We start from the raw sequence: 15,716 nt of genomic DNA, 5'->3' as shown, positions 1-15,716 counted from the left end.
ATTGATGAAAAATATATTCAAAACCTTTATACTACTTGCGGTATTTACTTTTGCTTCTTGTGAAAAAACTGAGATAGATGCTATGCAAAATACCACGCAAGATGACATTAACTATTTTATATGGAAAGGTTTAAATGTGTATTACTTTTGGCAACAAGATGTGCCAGATTTAGCAGATGATCGTTTTACAACTTTTGATGATTTATATACTTATTTCAGAGATTTTTCATCTCCAGAAACGGTATTTGAAAGTTTATTAAATAGACCTGAAGATCGATTTTCAGTAATTGTTGATGATTATGTTGCCCTTGAAAATTCGTTTCAAGGTTTAAATTTAAGCAATGGTATTGAGTTTGGCTTGGTAAGGTATAAAACCAATACTAGCAATGTTTTTGGTTATGTGCGTTATGTAGTGCCCAATTCTGATGCAGCTTCTAAAAATATAGTTCGTGGTCAAATATTTACATCTATAAATGGTCAGCAGTTAACAGATACAAATTTCAGCTCTTTATTATTTAGTAATAACACCTCTTATTCTATGGGATTTGCCGATTATAATGATGGAGATCCTGTACAAAATGGAACTCTAGTTACTTTACAAAAATCAGATTTACAAGAAAACCCAATTGCTATTGCAAAGGTTGTTGAGGCAAACAATCAAAAAATTGGATACTTAATGTACAATCAATTTGCAAGAAACTATGATGCTGAGTTAAATGCCGCTTTTGCAAACTTTAAATCAGAAAATATAGACGATTTAATTATCGATTTAAGATACAATCCTGGAGGGTCTGTGCAAACTGCAAGTTATTTAGGAAGTATGGTTACTGGGCAATTTACAGACCAAGTTTACTCTAAAGAAATATGGAATGATAAAATATTAGCTGCAAATCCGTCAGAAAATTTTATCAATAATTTCACTAATCAAATTAGAAACGTAGATACTAATGGTAATGTAATTGTTGATGAACCTATTAATAGTTTAGGTTTAAACAGAGTCTACATCATCACTTCATCTAGTACTGCTTCTGCTTCAGAATTATTAATGAATGCTTTAAGTGCATACATAGATGTCAATGTTGTAGGTACAACAACTGTTGGTAAACAAGTGGGCTCTATAACTTTATACGATTCAGATAACTTAAGAAAAACAGGTGCTAATTTTAATACCGATCATAATTATGCGTTGCAACCTTTGGTGTTAGAAATCACAAATAAAAACAATGTAAACTTTCCAAACGGAATAACTCCAGGCGTAGATTTACCAGGTATTGTTTTAACTGAAGATTTTGATAATTTAGGAACGTTAGGTAGTGTAAATGAACCATTATTAAGTAGAACCATTCAGTATATTATTACAGGCTCTAAATCAACATCAAAAATAGAGAAGAGTAATGTTTTCGATGAAATTTACGATTCTAAAATGGCAACACCTGCAAGTAATAACATGCAATCTGAAGGAAGAAGTATTGTTGGGTTTTAAACTTAAATGTTTAAGTTTTCTACATTATCTACACCCTCTTCAATTTCTTTATCTGTAAGAACGTCTGGCCTAAATTCGCTCATTAATTCTTCACGTTTTGATTTTGCGTATTTGTAACCAGATTTCCACCATTTGCGCATTAAAACCTCATCGAACACTAAAGAATTTGTGGTTAAAACAGTTGGAGTATAATATAAATTTAATTTTACATTTTTATTATTTGCAGCCAATTTTCCAATAGTAATATTATGCCTTTCTACATGTGTTAGCATAAAATCGAAAACATCAAATAATAACGAAAACGGATTCTTTGAAGGCAACCTGTTAAACTGGCTCACTTCTGTTTCTAATATAATAGCATCAATTTCTGTGGCACCTCTTAAAATAGCCTCTCTAATTGGTACTAAAGAGCCAAAACCACCATCTGCATATTGTTGCCTATCTTTTTCTAAAATACTCATGAAAGGAACATAGTTACAAGAACCCCAAATCCAATCTACAAAATCGTCGTAAGTACAATCATTACTCGATTTATATTCAATCTGATTTGCAGTTAAATTACTCACAGTAACCACAATTTCTTTATTTCTTTCTTTAATTTTTTCAAACATTTCTTTGGTGACATTCTTTTTTATAAGACGCCTTAAATTCTTACTCTCACCAAAAGTTTTTCTTCCTTTTAAAAAGTTTCGAAGCATTCCAAAATGATTAATATTAATCACTTTTTCACCAGAGACTTTTTTTATTTTAAAGGGATTGCTGCTAAAAATTGTACTTTGATTCACATTGGTATACAAATGCTTCAATTCATCTAACATATCTAAAGCCAAATGAGAAACCATTAAGCTACCTGTAGACGTACCCAAAAACAAATCGTATTCTCTGTTTTCTTTCTTCATTAAATATTGAGCAACACCTCCTGCAAATGCTCCTTTACTTCCACCCCCAGAAATAACCAATGCTTTTTTCATTAACCTTAAATGATTTGTTTATTTTAGTTCTATAAAAATATCAAAAATGAACAGAATTGCGCTACTTCTACTCACATTTGTTTTATTGTATTCGTGCAAGGAAGAATATCAACCTAGAAATATAAAATCAATTGACATTCAAGAGTTTAACATAATTAACTCTAGTATTAGAGCCATTCACGCTACAGATTCTACAAAAGTTTTTTACGCTGGTTCTAGAGGAGATGTTGGTTTTAAGACCATTGAAGGTGTTTCTTTAAATGCCCTAAACATTGCATTTTCAGACAGTATTTTACCACATTTTAGAAGTTTAGCTTTTAATGGTGAAGATTATTTTGCCTTATCAATAGGTAATCCTGCTCTTTTATATAAAATTACAGAGGGTGAATATTCTTTGGTATATAGAGAAGATCATGAAAAGGTATTTTATGATTCTATGAAATTTTTTGATGATAATTTACATGGCATTGCAGTTGGAGATCCAACAGAAAACTGTGCTTCAATAATTTTAACTGCTGATGGTGGAGAAACTTGGCAGAAACTATCTTGTGATGATTTACCTGATTTTGAAGAAGGAGAAGCTTTTTTTGCTGCAAGCAACACCAATATTAAAACAATAGGTAGTACAGTTTGGATAGCTTCTGGTGGTAAAAAAGCGCGAATTTTAAAATCTACAGACTATGGTAAAACCTGGCAAATTTTTGATACACCTATTATACAAGGAGATGGCCCTCAAGGGATTTATTCAATGGATTTTTATGACGAAAAAACAGGAATTATTATTGGAGGCAACTATGCTAAACCATTAGAAAACAGAGCCAATAAAGCAATAACTAAAGATGGTGGTTTAACCTGGTCTTTGGTGGCAGATAACCAAAACCCAAATTACAAAAGCGGAATTGCCTATGTGCCGAATTCAAATGGTAAAGAGGTTTTTGCTGTAGGCAAAACAGGTATTTCTTATTCTAAAGATGGTGGTTTAAACTGGTTAGAAATTTCAGACAAAGGTTTTTACGCTATTACTTTTGTAGACCATAACAATGCTTGGTTAAGTGGGAGCAATAAAATTGCAAAATTTAGATTAGACTAGATGAAAAAAATTTTAATTCTTATTATAGTTATTAGTTTACAATCCTGTTCAAAACCTTTTCAACCTTTAGAAGATTTTGATTGTAATACATCTGTCTTAAAAAATCTGGAAGAAGTTGAGGATTCTAAAAACCTATTTTCTTTAGAACTGCCTAAAGACTGGGAAACAAATCTTTACCAAGACCAAATTCAATCTTCTATTTTTAGCGCAGATACTTCAAAAAACTTAACAGAATCTATTTTGTTAGATGTTTCTTATATCAATAAAGAACTAATAATAAATGAAAATTTCATACTAAAACAAGAACAAGAATATCTGCAAAAAAAATTGATTATGGTTGAAAACAGAGTTTTTAATTATAACAATACCAAAGCAATTTACATGATATTTAAAGGCAAAAAGAACAACTTAAAATATCAAATTTGTAGCATTTTTATACATCTAAATTCGTCAAATTTTGTTTTAGCCAAAATAGAATTGTATGGTGATGAAGCCATCGCAGAAAGACGATGCAAGGCATTATCCTTAATTGAAAACATAAAACTAAATCAATACTAAATGATTGATAAAAAACATATTACAAATCGATTTTTAAGTTACGTAACTATGGATACAGAATCAGATCCTAACAATCCTGCCTTTCCTAGCACAGAAAAGCAATGGAACTTAGCTAGAGTATTAGAAAAAGAATTAAAAGCTATTGGTTTAGAAGAAGTAGAATTAGATGAAAATTGTTACATCATGGCTACTTTACCAAGTAATTTAGATTTTGAAGTGCCTACCATTGGTTTTATTTCTCATATAGATACAAGCCCAGATTTTACTGGTGCTAATGTAAAACCTCAAATCATAGAAAATTACGATGGCAATGATATTGTACTTAATAAAGAACAAAACATTGTACTTTCTTCTAGTTATTTTGATGATTTAAAACAGTATAAAGGTCAGACTATAATTACCACAGATGGTACTACTCTATTGGGTGCAGACGATAAAGCTGGAGTTACAGAAATAGTATCTGCAATGGAGTATTTGGTTAAACATCCTGAAATTAAACATGGTAAAATTAGAATTTGTTTTACTCCAGATGAAGAAGTTGGTAAAGGAGCTCATTTGTTTGATGTGGAAAAATTTGGCGCAGATTGGGCTTATACTATGGATGGAAGTCAGATTGGAGAATTAGAATACGAAAATTTTAATGCAGCAAGTGCAAAAGTTACTGTAAAAGGTAAAATTGTGCATCCAGGTTATGCTAAGGGTAAAATGATTAATTCATTACTTATTGCTAATGAATATATTGCAGCTGTACCTTCTGAAGAAGTGCCAGAAAAAACAGAAGGTTATGAAGGTTTTTTTCATTTACATGATGCAAAAGGTGATGTAGAAGAAACTGTTTTAGAATACATTATTAGAGATCATGATTTTGATATTTTCGAAAAGAGGAAATATCTTATGCAAAAAATAGCTTTTGATATCAATAAAAAATTAGGAGATGATTTTATACAAGTAGCTATCAAAAATCAATATTTTAATATGAAAGAAAAGGTAACTCCTGTTATGCATATTGTAGATATTGTAGAAGAAGTTATGAATGAAATAGGTATTACACCATTAATAAAACCAATTAGAGGTGGTACTGATGGTTCTCAACTTTCTTATAAAGGATTGCCCTGCCCAAATATTTTTGCAGGCGGACATAATTTTCATGGGCGTTTTGAATACGTTCCTGTTGAATCTATGATTAAAGCATCAGAAGTTATAGTAGGTATTGCAAAAAAAGTAGCTATTAAATACCAATAAAAAAGTCTTCAGAAATTTCTTTCTGAAGACCCATTGAAACAATAGAAAACTATAGTTAATTTCTCTTGCAATAGAAAACCCCTACATCTTATATATTAAGAGAAATACTGCGCAAGTATACACGTTTATAAGTAGTTAGCCTAATTAACTAAGACAAATCAGGGTTTTTCCCTTTTATATTTTTATAGAATGATCGTAAAAATTTAAAGTCGGATTCTTTGTCATCTGTAGGATAAAAAGGTGCTGATATTTTTATTGTTTTATTTTCAAAATCTAAAGTAGCCATAACTATAGGTACATTTGCACCTTTGGCTATGTAGTAGAATCCAGTTTTCCAAGTTGTTACTTTTTTTCTAGTTCCTTCAGGTGATAAACCCAATTTAAATTCGTCTTTACTATTAAAAATAGCAATAATAGCATCAACCAAATTATTGTTTTTAGTTCTATCTACAGGTGTGCCACCTAAAGCTCTAAAGAAAAAACCAAAAGGCCCATTAAATAGTGAAGCTTTACCAATAAAGTGTATCATTACACCAGAACTTATTCTTGCTAAAATGGCAATAGGAAAATCTACCCAACTTGTATGAGGAGCAGCAATAACAACATATTTTTTAATATCAGTAGGAAAAAAACCTTCTATTTTCCAGCCTAAAATAGTAAACAATATAAATTTTGCGATTCTTTTCATTCTCTCTTTTAAAAGTGATAAATTTAAGGACTTAAATTGATACAATGATAGAATTGATAGCTTACTTTTTAATAGCACTGATATTTAGCTTTATAGGTCTTTATATAGGTAGACTTTTAGCCAAAGTAAATTTTGAGAAAGAGAAAACAAATTTAGAAAAAGAGAAATCTACATTCGAAGAGCGCGTTTTATTGTTACAGCAAGCTAAAGACACCTTAGAAAATAATTTTATTGAATTGCAAAAAGACATAAAAACAAATCAATTAGAAAAAGAAAGTTTACTTAGAATAAATACTACTCAAGAGTCTAATATAAAAAATCTGAAAAGCAAATTAGAGGAGCACAAGCAAGAAGTTGAAAATTTACAGAAGAAATTCACTAATGATTTTGAGGTTTTGGCAAACAAAATTTTAGAAGAGAAGTCAACAAAATTTACAAATCAGAATAGAGAGAACATTAAAAATATTTTAGAACCATTAGAAAAGAAAATTCAAACTTTTGAAAAAAAGGTTTCTGATAGTGATGAAAAAAGAGCTGGGTTTCATTCTGCACTAAAAACACAATTAGACCACTTAAAAGAGTTAAATGCCCAAATGAGCAAAGACACCATAAATCTTACAAAGGCTTTAAAGGGAGATTCTAAAATGCAAGGAAATTGGGGTGAATTGGTATTAGAACGAGTGCTAGAAAAGTCAGGCTTAGAAAAGGATAGAGAATACTTTGTACAGCAAAGTTTTACAACAAATGAAGGTAAAAAAGTATTGCCAGATGTTGTTATTCACTTACCTGATAACAAGAAAATGATTGTGGATTCTAAGGTTTCGTTAGTAGCCTATGAACGATTTACAAACGAAGAAGATGAAACACTTAAAATACAGTATTTAAAAGAACATGTAAACTCTTTAAAAAGACATATAGAACAACTTTCTGAAAAGAAATACGAAGATATTTACCAAATTGAATCACCAGACTTTGTATTGCTTTTTATCCCAATAGAACCTGCATTTGCAGTAGCTTTAAATTCTGATAATCATCTGTATAATAAAGCTTTCGAAAAAAACATTGTAATTGTAACTCCATCAACTTTATTAGCCACTTTAAGAACTATAGATTCTATGTGGAATAATGAAAAGCAACAAAGAAATGCCATTGAAATTGCAAGGCAAGCTGGGGCTTTGTACGATAAATTTCAAGGTTTACTTACAGATTTAGTAAGCATTGGTAAACGCATTGACGATAGCAAAAAGGAGTATTCAGGTGCCATGAACAAACTTGTTGAAGGTAGAGGAAACTTAATTACCAGTGTTGAAAAATTAAAAAAGATGGGTGCAAAAGCTAAAAAATCTATGCCAGAAAATATTATTAAAAGAGCACAATTGGAAGAATAATTTTCTTTTGAGTTAATATTTGAATTGATACCACAAACCACTACTCTATATATGTCATAAATTTGATTTGAATCTAAAAATCAACAATTTATGAGTACTGAAAATAAATCAAAAGAAAGCAAAGAAGAACTTAATACAGATCTTTATAAGGATGTTAAAACTGATGATACCACAAGTCATGTTGTAGGTAAACCAGATATTCATACAGAAGAAACTAAAATCTTAAAATCAAAAAACAGTAATGATGGTAAAGAGATTTTAATAGGTAAAGATATTGAGGAAATCGAAAAAATTGAGGCCGATCATGAATCGCTTCAAAGAAAAATATTAAACAAATTATCTTAAAAATATAACTATGAGCACAGACAAACACGAAAGAGGATTGCATCCTTTAAAAGGAACCGTAAAAGAGGGTTATAAAGATAAAGACAGTAGTAAAAATAGATTAGAAGGCACAGATAAAGAAAAATTAGAAAATCAAGTGCATTCTGCTACAGATAACTCTGATAAAAGAATTGCTGATAAAATTCAGAATTCTGAGAATAAAGATAAATAGAGATGATACACTCTAAAATTTGTATTATAAAATTAAAACTAATGTTATGAATAAAGACACAAACGAAGGAACTTGGAAACAGATAAAAGGAGAGTTTAAAGAAACTTATGGAGAAATAGCTAATGATGAATCTGCAGAAGCAGAAGGTAAAAAAGATAAGCTATTTGGAGAGATCCAAGAGAAATATGGTAAAACCAAAGATGAAATTGCTGAAGCTATAAAAAACTGGTAATCTCCATTTACAATAAACAAAAAGTACTAAAGAGTTTTCTTTAGTACTTTTTTTATGTCTTAATTATACTTCTTTTTTATATTTCTTTACTAAACCACCTACAGTTAAACCTTGAGCTATAATTGAAAATACTACTACAATATAGGTTATCACTAAAAATAAATCTCGATACATTTCTGCAGATAAACCTAAGGCTAATGCAATAGAAATTCCTCCTCTTAAACCACCCCAAGTCATTATTAAATTTGTTTTGGGTACAAAATTTAATTTCTTTTTAAATAAATTAATTGGCAGAAATAAAGAAATATATCTGCATACTAAAACTACAGGAATTGCTATTAAACCTGCTACAATATACTTACCTTCTAAAACTAGAATTAGCATTTCCATACCAATTAAAACAAATAAGATTGCGTTTAATAGAATATCTAATAACTCCCAGAATTTATCTACATACTTTTCTGTGGTTTCAGACATAGAAGATGATCTTATAGTATCATTACCAACAATTAAACCAGCTGTTACCATTGCTAATGGTGCAGATAAATGAAATTTTTGTGCAATAAGTGTACCTCCCATAACTGCTGCAAGAGTAATGATAACTTCAATATCATAATCATCAATAGACTTTATTAATCTATAAGAAATATAGCCTAAAAGAGCTCCTAGTAAAATACCACCTAATACTTCTTGTCCAAATAGTTGTATCACATCAAAAGCTTCAGTGTCATCGATACCAGATTTTGCAATTTGAAATATAGTTAAAAAAATTACGACTCCTACTCCATCATTAAATAAGGACTCACCTACAATTTTTGTTTCTAACTTTTTAGGTACGCCTGCTTTTTTCAAAATTCCTAATACTGCAATAGGATCTGTTGGTGATATTAATGCTCCAAATAGTAAACAGTAGATAAACCCAATTTCAAAACCTAAAAGTTGCAAAACCAAATACATTACTGTACCCACAAGAAAAGTAGATGTTAAAACACCTAATGTTGAAAATAGTAGAATTGGCCAACGTTGAATTTTTAGTTGCTCAAAATTGGTGTGTAATGCACCAGCAAATAATAGAAAACTAAGCATTTCATCTAATAAAACCGATTTAAAATCAATATTAGAAATAATTGATTTTTCTAAGTTTAGCAAGGTTGGATCTACATAACTATACAACAAAACTCCCAAAGTAAAAATGATTGTAATAATCATTAAACCAATGGTATTTGGCATTTTTAAAAACTTAACATTGATGTATCCAAAAACAGCTGATAAGAAAATTAAAACTGTAGCTATAAAATAAGTATCCATAATTTTTTTTCTGATTGTAAGATATAAAAAAGCATCAAGAAATAAACTTGATGCTTTTAGTATTTTGAGATTTTATATGTTGTTACATTACGAAAAGTCTTCTAGAACTCATCATATCAGAAACACGCTCTCCTATTTCATGTAAAGCTTCTTCATTATCAGCATTTTGTATAGCTTCATCTATAAAGTTTACAACAGCTTCCATATCTTCAGTTTTTAAACCACGTGTTGTAATAGCAGGCGTTCCTACACGAATACCTGAAGTTACAAAAGGACTTTTATCATCAAAAGGAACCATGTTTTTGTTCACTGTAATGTCTGCTTTACCTAAAGCGATTTCTGCATCTTTACCAGAAATGTTTTTATTTCTAAGATCGATTAACATACAGTGATTATCTGTTCCACCAGAAATTAAATCGTAACCTTTTGCTACAAATGCTTTAGCCATAGCTGCTGCATTTTCTTTTACTTGAATTTGGTAATCTAAAAACTCATCTGTTAAAGCCTCTCCAAAAGCAATTGCTTTAGCTGCAATTACGTGCTCTAAAGGTCCTCCTTGATTACCAGGAAAAACAGCAGAGTTTAACAACATAGACATCATTTTAGGCTTACCGCTTTTTAAAGTTTCTCCAAATGGATTTTCGAAATCTTTACCAACCATTATAATTCCACCTCTAGGCCCTCTTAAAGTTTTATGCGTAGTAGAAGTTACAATATGACAATGAGGTATTGGGTCATTTAAAATACCTTTAGCAATCATACCTGCAGGATGAGAAATATCTGCCATTAAAATTGCACCAACAGAATCAGCAATTTCTCTAAAACGTTTAAAATCAATATCTCTAGAATAAGCAGAAGCACCAGCAATAATTAAGTTTGGTAACTCAGTAGTTGCAGTTTCTTGAATTTTATCGTAATCTAAAACTCCTGTTTCTTTGTCTACACCATAAAAAGAAGTTTCATATAACTTACCAGAAAAGTTAACAGGAGAACCATGAGTTAAATGCCCTCCATGAGATAAATCAAAACCTAAAATTTTATCTCCTGGCTTTAAACAAGCTGCAAAAACAGCAGTATTTGCTTGAGAACCTGAGTGTGGCTGAACATTTACATACTCTGCACCAAATAATTCTTTAGCTCTATCAATTGCAATTTGTTCTACAATGTCTACAATTTCACAACCTCCATAATATCTTTTTCCTGGATATCCTTCAGCATATTTATTGGTTAAAATAGATCCTTGAGCTTGCATAACTTGGTCGCTCACAAAGTTTTCAGATGCTATTAATTCTAAACCATTTAATTGTCTTTCTTTTTCCTCTTGAATAAGGTCAAAAATTTGATTGTCTATTTGCATTTTGCTGTTATTTATTAAGTTAACAAAAATAATTAAAATAGATATGCTAGTAAAGGTATTTTTGCCATGTTTTCAACAAGTTATTAATAATTATTCTTAATAGATTAAACTAATATTAAAATTGAATTTTTAATAAAAATTTAGTTTTAAAATGAGAAAAAATTATGTAGGTTTGAATAAACGAAAAAAAAGTAAAGATGATTATAACTGCAAATAATCCAAAAAGAAAATCTTGGTTAAAGGTAGAGGAAAATTCAGATTTCCCTATTCAGAATATTCCTTTTGGTGTTTTTATTACAAGAGATGATATTATTACAATAGGAAGTAGAATTGGTGACTTTGCAATAGATTTAGGTGCATTTCATCAATTGGGTTATTTTGAGGGTATACCACTTACAGATGATATGTTCTTACAAGATAACTTGAATGACTTTATTGCTGATGGTCGTAAAACTTGGAGATTGGTTCGTAATAGAATTGCAGAAGTATTTGATGTTACTAATGGTTCTTTAAGAGATAATGCAGATCATAAAGATAAAATCATCTTTAGAATGGATGAAGTAGAAATGTTGTTACCAGTTGCTGTTGGTGATTATACTGATTTTTATGCAAGTAAAGAGCATGCTACCAATGTAGGTTCGTTATTTAGAGATCCAGAAAATGCATTATTGCCAAATTGGTTGCATATACCTATTGGCTATCATGGTCGTAGTTCATCTATAATCCCTTCAGGAACACCAATTAGAAGACCTTATGGACAAACTAAACCAGCAGAAGGTTCTAATACACCTGGTTTTGGGCCAAGTAAATTAGTAGATTTTGAATTAGAAATGGCTTTTATTACTACAGATGCTAATGTTTTAGGTGATAGAATACCTATTGAAGAAGCAGAAGAATATATTTTTGGTTTAGTTCAGTTTAATGATTGGTCTGCAAGAGATATTCAAGCTTGGGAATACGTGCCTTTAGGCCCATTCTTAGGAAAGAATTTTGCTTCTACAATTTCTCCTTGGATTGTTACTTTAGATGCTTTAGAGCCATTTAGAACTGAAAACCCTAAGCAAGTGCAAGAACCATTGCCTTATTTAAAACAAGAAGGTAACGGAAGTTATGATATTCATTTACAAGTTGGTATTCAACCAGAAAATGGAGACGAAACAGTTGTGGCAAACTCTAACTTTAAATATATGTATTGGACAATGGCTCAACAATTGGCACATCATACTGTTAATGGTTGCCCAGTTGAAGCTGGAGATATGATGGGTTCTGGAACTATTTCTGGACCAACCAAAGATAGTTTTGGTTCGATGCTAGAATTAACTTGGAAAGGTCAAAATCCTATTAAATTAAAAGACGGTTCTACTCGTAAATTTATAAACGATAATGATACTGTAATTATGAGAGCTCATTGCAAAAATGATAAGGTAAGAATCGGTTTTGGTGAATGTATAGGTAAAATATTACCAGCAAAATAAAAACCGAATTATAAATCATAAAAAAAGCTTCACAGTATTGTGAAGCTTTTTTTATTAAAATGTATAATGTGAAGTAACTAAGACTTCCAAAAAGTTCTTTTCTTGTTTAACTCTTCTTCTGTTTTTAAGTAGTCTTCTGCTTCTTCAGGAGAAAGTACCTTTAAAAATGAAGGATGTTGTTCAATCGCATATTCTATTTTAGTAACAATTTCAGCAATATCTTCATTATCATAGTCAATTTCTAAAGGCTCTTTTATCACCATAGACTGTAATACATTCTTTCGCTTAATATTTAAGCCTTTCTTATCAAAAGAACGTCTAAAACCATCAATTACAATAGGTACTACAATTGGTTTAAAGGTTTTAATTATATGCGCTGTTCCTCTTCTAATTGGCTTAAAAGGCGTTGTTGTACCTTGTGGAAAAGTAATTACCCAACCATCTTTAATGGCTTTACCTATATTAGAAATATCAGAATTTTTTACCTGTCTTTTTACATCTTTCCCTGCGCTTCTCCAAGTTCTATCAATAGAAACAGAACCTGCATAAGCAAAAAGTTTTGGCAGTAAACCAGATTTCATAGTTTCACCTGCTGCAACAAAGTAAATATTTAATTTAGGATTCCAGATGTAGCCAATATTTTTAATAGAATCTTCTCTACCACTTAAAGAGGCATTAAATACATGAAACATGGCAGCAACATCTGCAAAGTAAGTTTGATGATTTGAAATAAAGAGCACATTCTTATCTGGTAAGTTTCTCAAAATCTCTGAACCTTCTATATTTAGGTTATTAAATTTTCGATATCTTCCATGAGAAATGATACCAAAAATTCTAATAATCATTTTTTTTAAGAATAAAAGATGACCAAAAGGATTTCTTTTAAATAATGGCATTTAAGCTGTGTTTTAACGTTAAACAAATTTACAAAACTAATTATTAATAGATAGTTTTTAGTAAATCTTTAATTTCTGACAACATCATACCTGTTGCACCCCAAATTATTTTATTATCAATTGAAAATGCTGGTACATCTACATTATCCATATAAGAAGTATTCATATTAACTGAAACAATACTGCTATCTGACATTAAGTCATTTACAGTAATTTCTATAGTACTCTCCACTTCATGATTTATTAAATATTTAGGCCTTTTAATGGCATAACCAATAAAAGGAGTAGCTAAAAAATTGCTAGGTGGAATGTACACGTCTGTCATTTCACGAATAATGGTAACATCAGATTTATGAATACCAACTTCTTCAAACGCTTCTCTGAGTGCTGTTGCTTGCAAATTTTTATCGCTCTTTTCTACTTTACCTCCAGGGAAACTTATTTGTGCAGAGTGCGTACCTTTATAACTTGCTCTTTGCGTTAGCAAAATAGATGCTTCATTTTTTTTATTCGGGTAGAATAAGGCCAAAACTGCTGCCTTTTTAGGATTATTTGCTGCAATTTTTTGTTGATCATATTTAAGTCTAAGTTTAGGTGCTAACTTAAATTGTGCATCTAAGCCACCTAACTTTAGTTGTCTTAATTCCTCTATATGATTGGTAAATTTTTTAAAATCCATTTTGATTAACTACTTTTAACAAACATGCCATTTTAAACCATCTTTAATTTTGGCAAGAATTTTGAACATAATAAAGCATGAACAAAAAATATAAAAAATTAATATTAAGTATCATTTTTGATGCAATAGGTATGGCTACTATTCTTCCTTTCGATTTAATCTGGGCTCCAGTTTCTGGTTATTTAATGACTAGAATGTATAAGGGTAATTTAGGTAAAGCAGCTGGTGTAATCAGTTTCTTAGAAGAAATCATTCCGTTTTCAGATGTTATACCAACTTTTACAATCATTTGGGTATATAAATACGTGATTAAAAAAGAAGATAAGAACGAAGAAACAGTAATAATTGATATTTAATCTTCTTGCTTAAATAAAAAACCTAAACCTAATCTTGTTAGAAACTTTTTTTCAAAAGCCCAAAAGAACTTAAACTGTCCAAATACCCAACCAACAATTGGTAAAGTAAGTTGGTAAATTGGAAAAATAAGTAATATTCTTAATGGCCAGTAAATCCAACCTGAAATAGTTTCAGGATTTAAACCTAAAAAGTTCGTAACAGGTTTGGCTACCCAAGCAGCAAATGAACCATTAATTGCAAATACAATTAAAATAGCTAGAATAGACCAATTACTTTCTATTCCCCATCTTTCTTTTAATTTTTCCATTACTCTACTGTTGCTGTATTTTTAGTTTTTCTAACCATTAACCAAATACCAATTAAAACTAATGGTATGCTTAAAACTTGGCCTGTGTTTAAAGAATTGAATACCCAATCTTCTCTACCATCTACTTGTGCTTCTTTCAAAAATTCTATGAAAAAACGCAATGACCATAAAACTGTCATAAACAAACCAAATAGAAATCCTGTTTGATTTTTCTTATCTGTTTTCCAGTACAAATAATACATTGCAAAAAACAGAATTAAATAACTGAATGCTTCATATAATTGAGTGGGATGTCTAGCAAAATCTTCTCCATTTGCTTTAAAAATTACTCCAAAGTCAGAATTGGTTGCTTTACCATATATTTCTGAATTGAAAAAGTTACCAGTTCTTATAAAAAAACCTGCTAGAGCTACCATAATTGCTAATCTGTCTAAGATAAACAACCAAGGTTTGTCTAAATGTTTCTTGGCATAGAAATACATGGCCAATATGATAGATATTGCTGCTCCATGGCTTGCAAAACCTGTAAAACCTGTAAATTTCCAAGTGCCATTAACTTGTTTAAACGGAATTATAATCTCTAATAAATGATCTTGATAATAATCCCAACTGTAAAAAAAGACATCTCCTAATCTCATACCAACTAACATGGATACAAATACATACATGAAAAGTGTGTCTAATTTTTCTACAGGAATATTATCATTTATATAAATTTTCTTCATTAGATGTAAACCCAATAAAAAAGAAGCTACAAACATTAAACTGTACCAACGAACTACAAAAAATCCTAAATCGATACCTAATGATGGATCCCAATTTATTGCTAAAAAATTCATATATGCTTTTAATATTAATTAATAGTAAAATTATTTATCTTTAATCTTCTCTGGTACAGGATCATAACCTGAACCTCCCCAAGGATGACAACTAAAAATACGTTTCAAAGATAACCAACCTCCTGAAAATAACCCATGTTTTTGCAAAGCTTCTATTGTATAATGAGAACAAGTTGGGCTATACCTGCATGTTGCTGGGGTAAATGGTGATATTGCTGTTTGGTAAAAACGAACCAACAATATAAAAGGATATGAAAGTATTTTTTTCAATTACTGATATAAAAATTGAG

Annotated in this window: 19 protein-coding genes; 10 read left to right on the top strand and 9 right to left on the bottom strand. The window is 30.2% G+C overall.

The features are described from left to right. Positions 1–4: 4 nt before the first annotated feature. Positions 5–1,483: a S41 family peptidase gene (locus V7R38_RS09060; RefSeq protein ID WP_334057754.1), complete on the top strand. Its 1,479-nt coding sequence runs from the start codon at positions 5–7 to the stop codon at positions 1,481–1,483. Between the two features lie 2 nt (positions 1,484–1,485). Here the strand turns inward: V7R38_RS09060 and V7R38_RS09055 are convergent, their stop codons facing one another. Continuing rightward, positions 1,486–2,454 (bottom strand): patatin-like phospholipase family protein, encoded by a 969-nt coding sequence (locus V7R38_RS09055; RefSeq protein ID WP_334057753.1) that lies wholly within the window; start codon positions 2,452–2,454, stop codon positions 1,486–1,488. A gap of 46 nt (positions 2,455–2,500) precedes the next feature. Here V7R38_RS09055 and V7R38_RS09050 point away from each other — a divergent pair, with 46 nt between their 5' ends. The 3 genes from V7R38_RS09050 to pepT are packed head-to-tail and all read left to right on the top strand — an operon-like array spanning position 2,501 to position 5,344. After that, a complete protein-coding gene (locus V7R38_RS09050; protein ID WP_334057751.1) occupies positions 2,501–3,544 on the top strand; it encodes a WD40/YVTN/BNR-like repeat-containing protein in 1,044 nt (347 codons plus the stop codon). Beyond that, positions 3,545–4,102, top strand: a complete 558-nt coding sequence (locus tag V7R38_RS09045; protein WP_334057749.1) for a hypothetical protein — start codon at positions 3,545–3,547, stop codon at positions 4,100–4,102. Beyond that, positions 4,103–5,344 (top strand): peptidase T, encoded by a 1,242-nt coding sequence (pepT, locus tag V7R38_RS09040; protein ID WP_334057747.1) that lies wholly within the window; start codon positions 4,103–4,105, stop codon positions 5,342–5,344. A 148-nt stretch (positions 5,345–5,492) separates the two neighbouring features. On the opposite strand, the gene V7R38_RS09035 is transcribed toward pepT, so the two are convergent. Then, positions 5,493–6,032 carry a 1-acyl-sn-glycerol-3-phosphate acyltransferase gene (locus V7R38_RS09035; protein ID WP_334057745.1) on the bottom strand — a complete coding sequence of 180 codons (540 nt, stop codon included), beginning with the start codon at positions 6,030–6,032 and terminating at the stop codon, positions 5,493–5,495. A gap of 44 nt (positions 6,033–6,076) precedes the next feature. Between V7R38_RS09035 and rmuC the strand changes: the two genes are divergently transcribed. The 4 genes from rmuC to V7R38_RS09015 all read left to right on the top strand — a co-directional run bounded on the left by rmuC (position 6,077) and on the right by V7R38_RS09015 (position 8,208). Then, positions 6,077–7,420, top strand: coding sequence for a DNA recombination protein RmuC (rmuC, locus tag V7R38_RS09030; RefSeq protein ID WP_334057743.1), 1,344 nt, complete (start codon positions 6,077–6,079; stop codon positions 7,418–7,420). A gap of 90 nt (positions 7,421–7,510) precedes the next feature. Beyond that, positions 7,511–7,765 carry a hypothetical protein gene (locus V7R38_RS09025; protein ID WP_334057742.1) on the top strand — a complete coding sequence of 85 codons (255 nt, stop codon included), beginning with the start codon at positions 7,511–7,513 and terminating at the stop codon, positions 7,763–7,765. Between the two features lie 10 nt (positions 7,766–7,775). Next, a complete protein-coding gene (locus V7R38_RS09020; protein WP_015480363.1) occupies positions 7,776–7,976 on the top strand; it encodes a hypothetical protein in 201 nt (66 codons plus the stop codon). 46 nt (positions 7,977–8,022) lie between these two features. Beyond that, complete coding sequence (locus V7R38_RS09015; protein ID WP_334057738.1) at positions 8,023–8,208, top strand: CsbD family protein; 186 nt, start codon at positions 8,023–8,025, stop codon at positions 8,206–8,208. Positions 8,209–8,271: 63 nt separating this feature from the next. Here V7R38_RS09015 and V7R38_RS09010 read toward each other — a convergent pair whose 3' ends face one another. Together V7R38_RS09010 and glyA are read right to left on the bottom strand one after the other, a co-directional pair. Continuing rightward, the gene (locus V7R38_RS09010; protein ID WP_334057736.1) at positions 8,272–9,516 is read right to left on the bottom strand and encodes a cation:proton antiporter; all 1,245 of its coding nucleotides are present in this window, start codon (positions 9,514–9,516) and stop codon (positions 8,272–8,274) included. 82 nt (positions 9,517–9,598) lie between these two features. After that, positions 9,599–10,873, bottom strand: a complete 1,275-nt coding sequence (gene glyA, locus V7R38_RS09005; RefSeq protein WP_334057734.1) for a serine hydroxymethyltransferase — start codon at positions 10,871–10,873, stop codon at positions 9,599–9,601. 197 nt (positions 10,874–11,070) lie between these two features. On the opposite strand from glyA, the gene fahA reads away from it, so the two are divergent. Then, the gene (gene fahA, locus V7R38_RS09000) at positions 11,071–12,348 is read left to right on the top strand and encodes a fumarylacetoacetase (protein WP_334057732.1); all 1,278 of its coding nucleotides are present in this window, start codon (positions 11,071–11,073) and stop codon (positions 12,346–12,348) included. A 77-nt stretch (positions 12,349–12,425) separates the two neighbouring features. Here fahA and V7R38_RS08995 read toward each other — a convergent pair whose 3' ends face one another. Both V7R38_RS08995 and V7R38_RS08990 read right to left on the bottom strand, forming a co-directional pair. Beyond that, positions 12,426–13,244, bottom strand: coding sequence for a lysophospholipid acyltransferase family protein (locus V7R38_RS08995; protein WP_334057730.1), 819 nt, complete (start codon positions 13,242–13,244; stop codon positions 12,426–12,428). A 43-nt stretch (positions 13,245–13,287) separates the two neighbouring features. Continuing rightward, positions 13,288–13,923, bottom strand: coding sequence for an NUDIX hydrolase (locus tag V7R38_RS08990; protein ID WP_334057729.1), 636 nt, complete (start codon positions 13,921–13,923; stop codon positions 13,288–13,290). Between the two features lie 77 nt (positions 13,924–14,000). Here V7R38_RS08990 and V7R38_RS08985 point away from each other — a divergent pair, with 77 nt between their 5' ends. Continuing rightward, positions 14,001–14,279 carry a hypothetical protein gene (locus tag V7R38_RS08985; protein ID WP_015480370.1) on the top strand — a complete coding sequence of 93 codons (279 nt, stop codon included), beginning with the start codon at positions 14,001–14,003 and terminating at the stop codon, positions 14,277–14,279. On the opposite strand, the gene V7R38_RS08980 is transcribed toward V7R38_RS08985, so the two are convergent. The 3 genes from V7R38_RS08980 to yidD are packed head-to-tail and all read right to left on the bottom strand — an operon-like array spanning position 14,276 to position 15,696. Next, positions 14,276–14,587 carry a DUF6787 family protein gene (locus V7R38_RS08980; protein WP_334057727.1) on the bottom strand — a complete coding sequence of 104 codons (312 nt, stop codon included), beginning with the start codon at positions 14,585–14,587 and terminating at the stop codon, positions 14,276–14,278. The genes V7R38_RS08985 and V7R38_RS08980 overlap by 4 nt on opposite strands. Beyond that, positions 14,587–15,426, bottom strand: a complete 840-nt coding sequence (lgt, locus tag V7R38_RS08975) for a prolipoprotein diacylglyceryl transferase (protein ID WP_334057725.1) — start codon at positions 15,424–15,426, stop codon at positions 14,587–14,589. The genes V7R38_RS08980 and lgt overlap by 1 nt, the downstream gene beginning before the upstream one ends. Before the next feature lie 30 nt (positions 15,427–15,456). Next, on the bottom strand, positions 15,457–15,696 hold the full coding sequence (gene yidD, locus V7R38_RS08970; protein WP_334057723.1) for a membrane protein insertion efficiency factor YidD: 240 nt from the start codon (positions 15,694–15,696) through the stop codon (positions 15,457–15,459). Positions 15,697–15,716: the final 20 nt, after the last annotated feature.

The sequence above is a fragment of the Polaribacter sp. P097 genome (genome assembly GCF_036864555.1).
In the GTDB taxonomy this organism is placed as follows: domain Bacteria; phylum Bacteroidota; class Bacteroidia; order Flavobacteriales; family Flavobacteriaceae; genus Polaribacter.
The sequence above is the reverse complement of the archived record's forward strand: the minus strand, read 5'-3'. Positions and strand labels throughout refer to the sequence as shown.

What these genes read in the sequence shown, in the direction of transcription:
- V7R38_RS09020 (WP_015480363.1), top strand. Translation starts at nt 7,776, where the DNA reads ATGAGCACAGACAAACACGAAAGAGGATTGCATCCTTTAAAAGGAACC.
- V7R38_RS09045 (WP_334057749.1), top strand. Translation starts at nt 3,545, where the DNA reads ATGAAAAAAATTTTAATTCTTATTATAGTTATTAGTTTACAATCCTGT.
- fahA (WP_334057732.1), top strand. Translation starts at nt 11,071, where the DNA reads ATGATTATAACTGCAAATAATCCAAAAAGAAAATCTTGGTTAAAGGTA.
- V7R38_RS09060 (WP_334057754.1), top strand. Translation starts at nt 5, where the DNA reads ATGAAAAATATATTCAAAACCTTTATACTACTTGCGGTATTTACTTTT.
- V7R38_RS09050 (WP_334057751.1), top strand. Translation starts at nt 2,501, where the DNA reads ATGAACAGAATTGCGCTACTTCTACTCACATTTGTTTTATTGTATTCG.
- lgt (WP_334057725.1), bottom strand. Translation starts at nt 15,426, where the DNA reads ATGAATTTTTTAGCAATAAATTGGGATCCATCATTAGGTATCGATTTA.
- pepT (WP_334057747.1), top strand. Translation starts at nt 4,103, where the DNA reads ATGATTGATAAAAAACATATTACAAATCGATTTTTAAGTTACGTAACT.
- V7R38_RS08995 (WP_334057730.1), bottom strand. Translation starts at nt 13,244, where the DNA reads ATGCCATTATTTAAAAGAAATCCTTTTGGTCATCTTTTATTCTTAAAA.
- V7R38_RS09055 (WP_334057753.1), bottom strand. Translation starts at nt 2,454, where the DNA reads ATGAAAAAAGCATTGGTTATTTCTGGGGGTGGAAGTAAAGGAGCATTT.
- rmuC (WP_334057743.1), top strand. Translation starts at nt 6,077, where the DNA reads ATGATAGAATTGATAGCTTACTTTTTAATAGCACTGATATTTAGCTTT.
- V7R38_RS09015 (WP_334057738.1), top strand. Translation starts at nt 8,023, where the DNA reads ATGAATAAAGACACAAACGAAGGAACTTGGAAACAGATAAAAGGAGAG.
- V7R38_RS09035 (WP_334057745.1), bottom strand. Translation starts at nt 6,032, where the DNA reads ATGAAAAGAATCGCAAAATTTATATTGTTTACTATTTTAGGCTGGAAA.
- V7R38_RS08985 (WP_015480370.1), top strand. Translation starts at nt 14,001, where the DNA reads ATGAACAAAAAATATAAAAAATTAATATTAAGTATCATTTTTGATGCA.
- V7R38_RS08990 (WP_334057729.1), bottom strand. Translation starts at nt 13,923, where the DNA reads ATGGATTTTAAAAAATTTACCAATCATATAGAGGAATTAAGACAACTA.
- V7R38_RS08980 (WP_334057727.1), bottom strand. Translation starts at nt 14,587, where the DNA reads ATGGAAAAATTAAAAGAAAGATGGGGAATAGAAAGTAATTGGTCTATT.
- V7R38_RS09010 (WP_334057736.1), bottom strand. Translation starts at nt 9,516, where the DNA reads ATGGATACTTATTTTATAGCTACAGTTTTAATTTTCTTATCAGCTGTT.
- glyA (WP_334057734.1), bottom strand. Translation starts at nt 10,873, where the DNA reads ATGCAAATAGACAATCAAATTTTTGACCTTATTCAAGAGGAAAAAGAA.
- V7R38_RS09025 (WP_334057742.1), top strand. Translation starts at nt 7,511, where the DNA reads ATGAGTACTGAAAATAAATCAAAAGAAAGCAAAGAAGAACTTAATACA.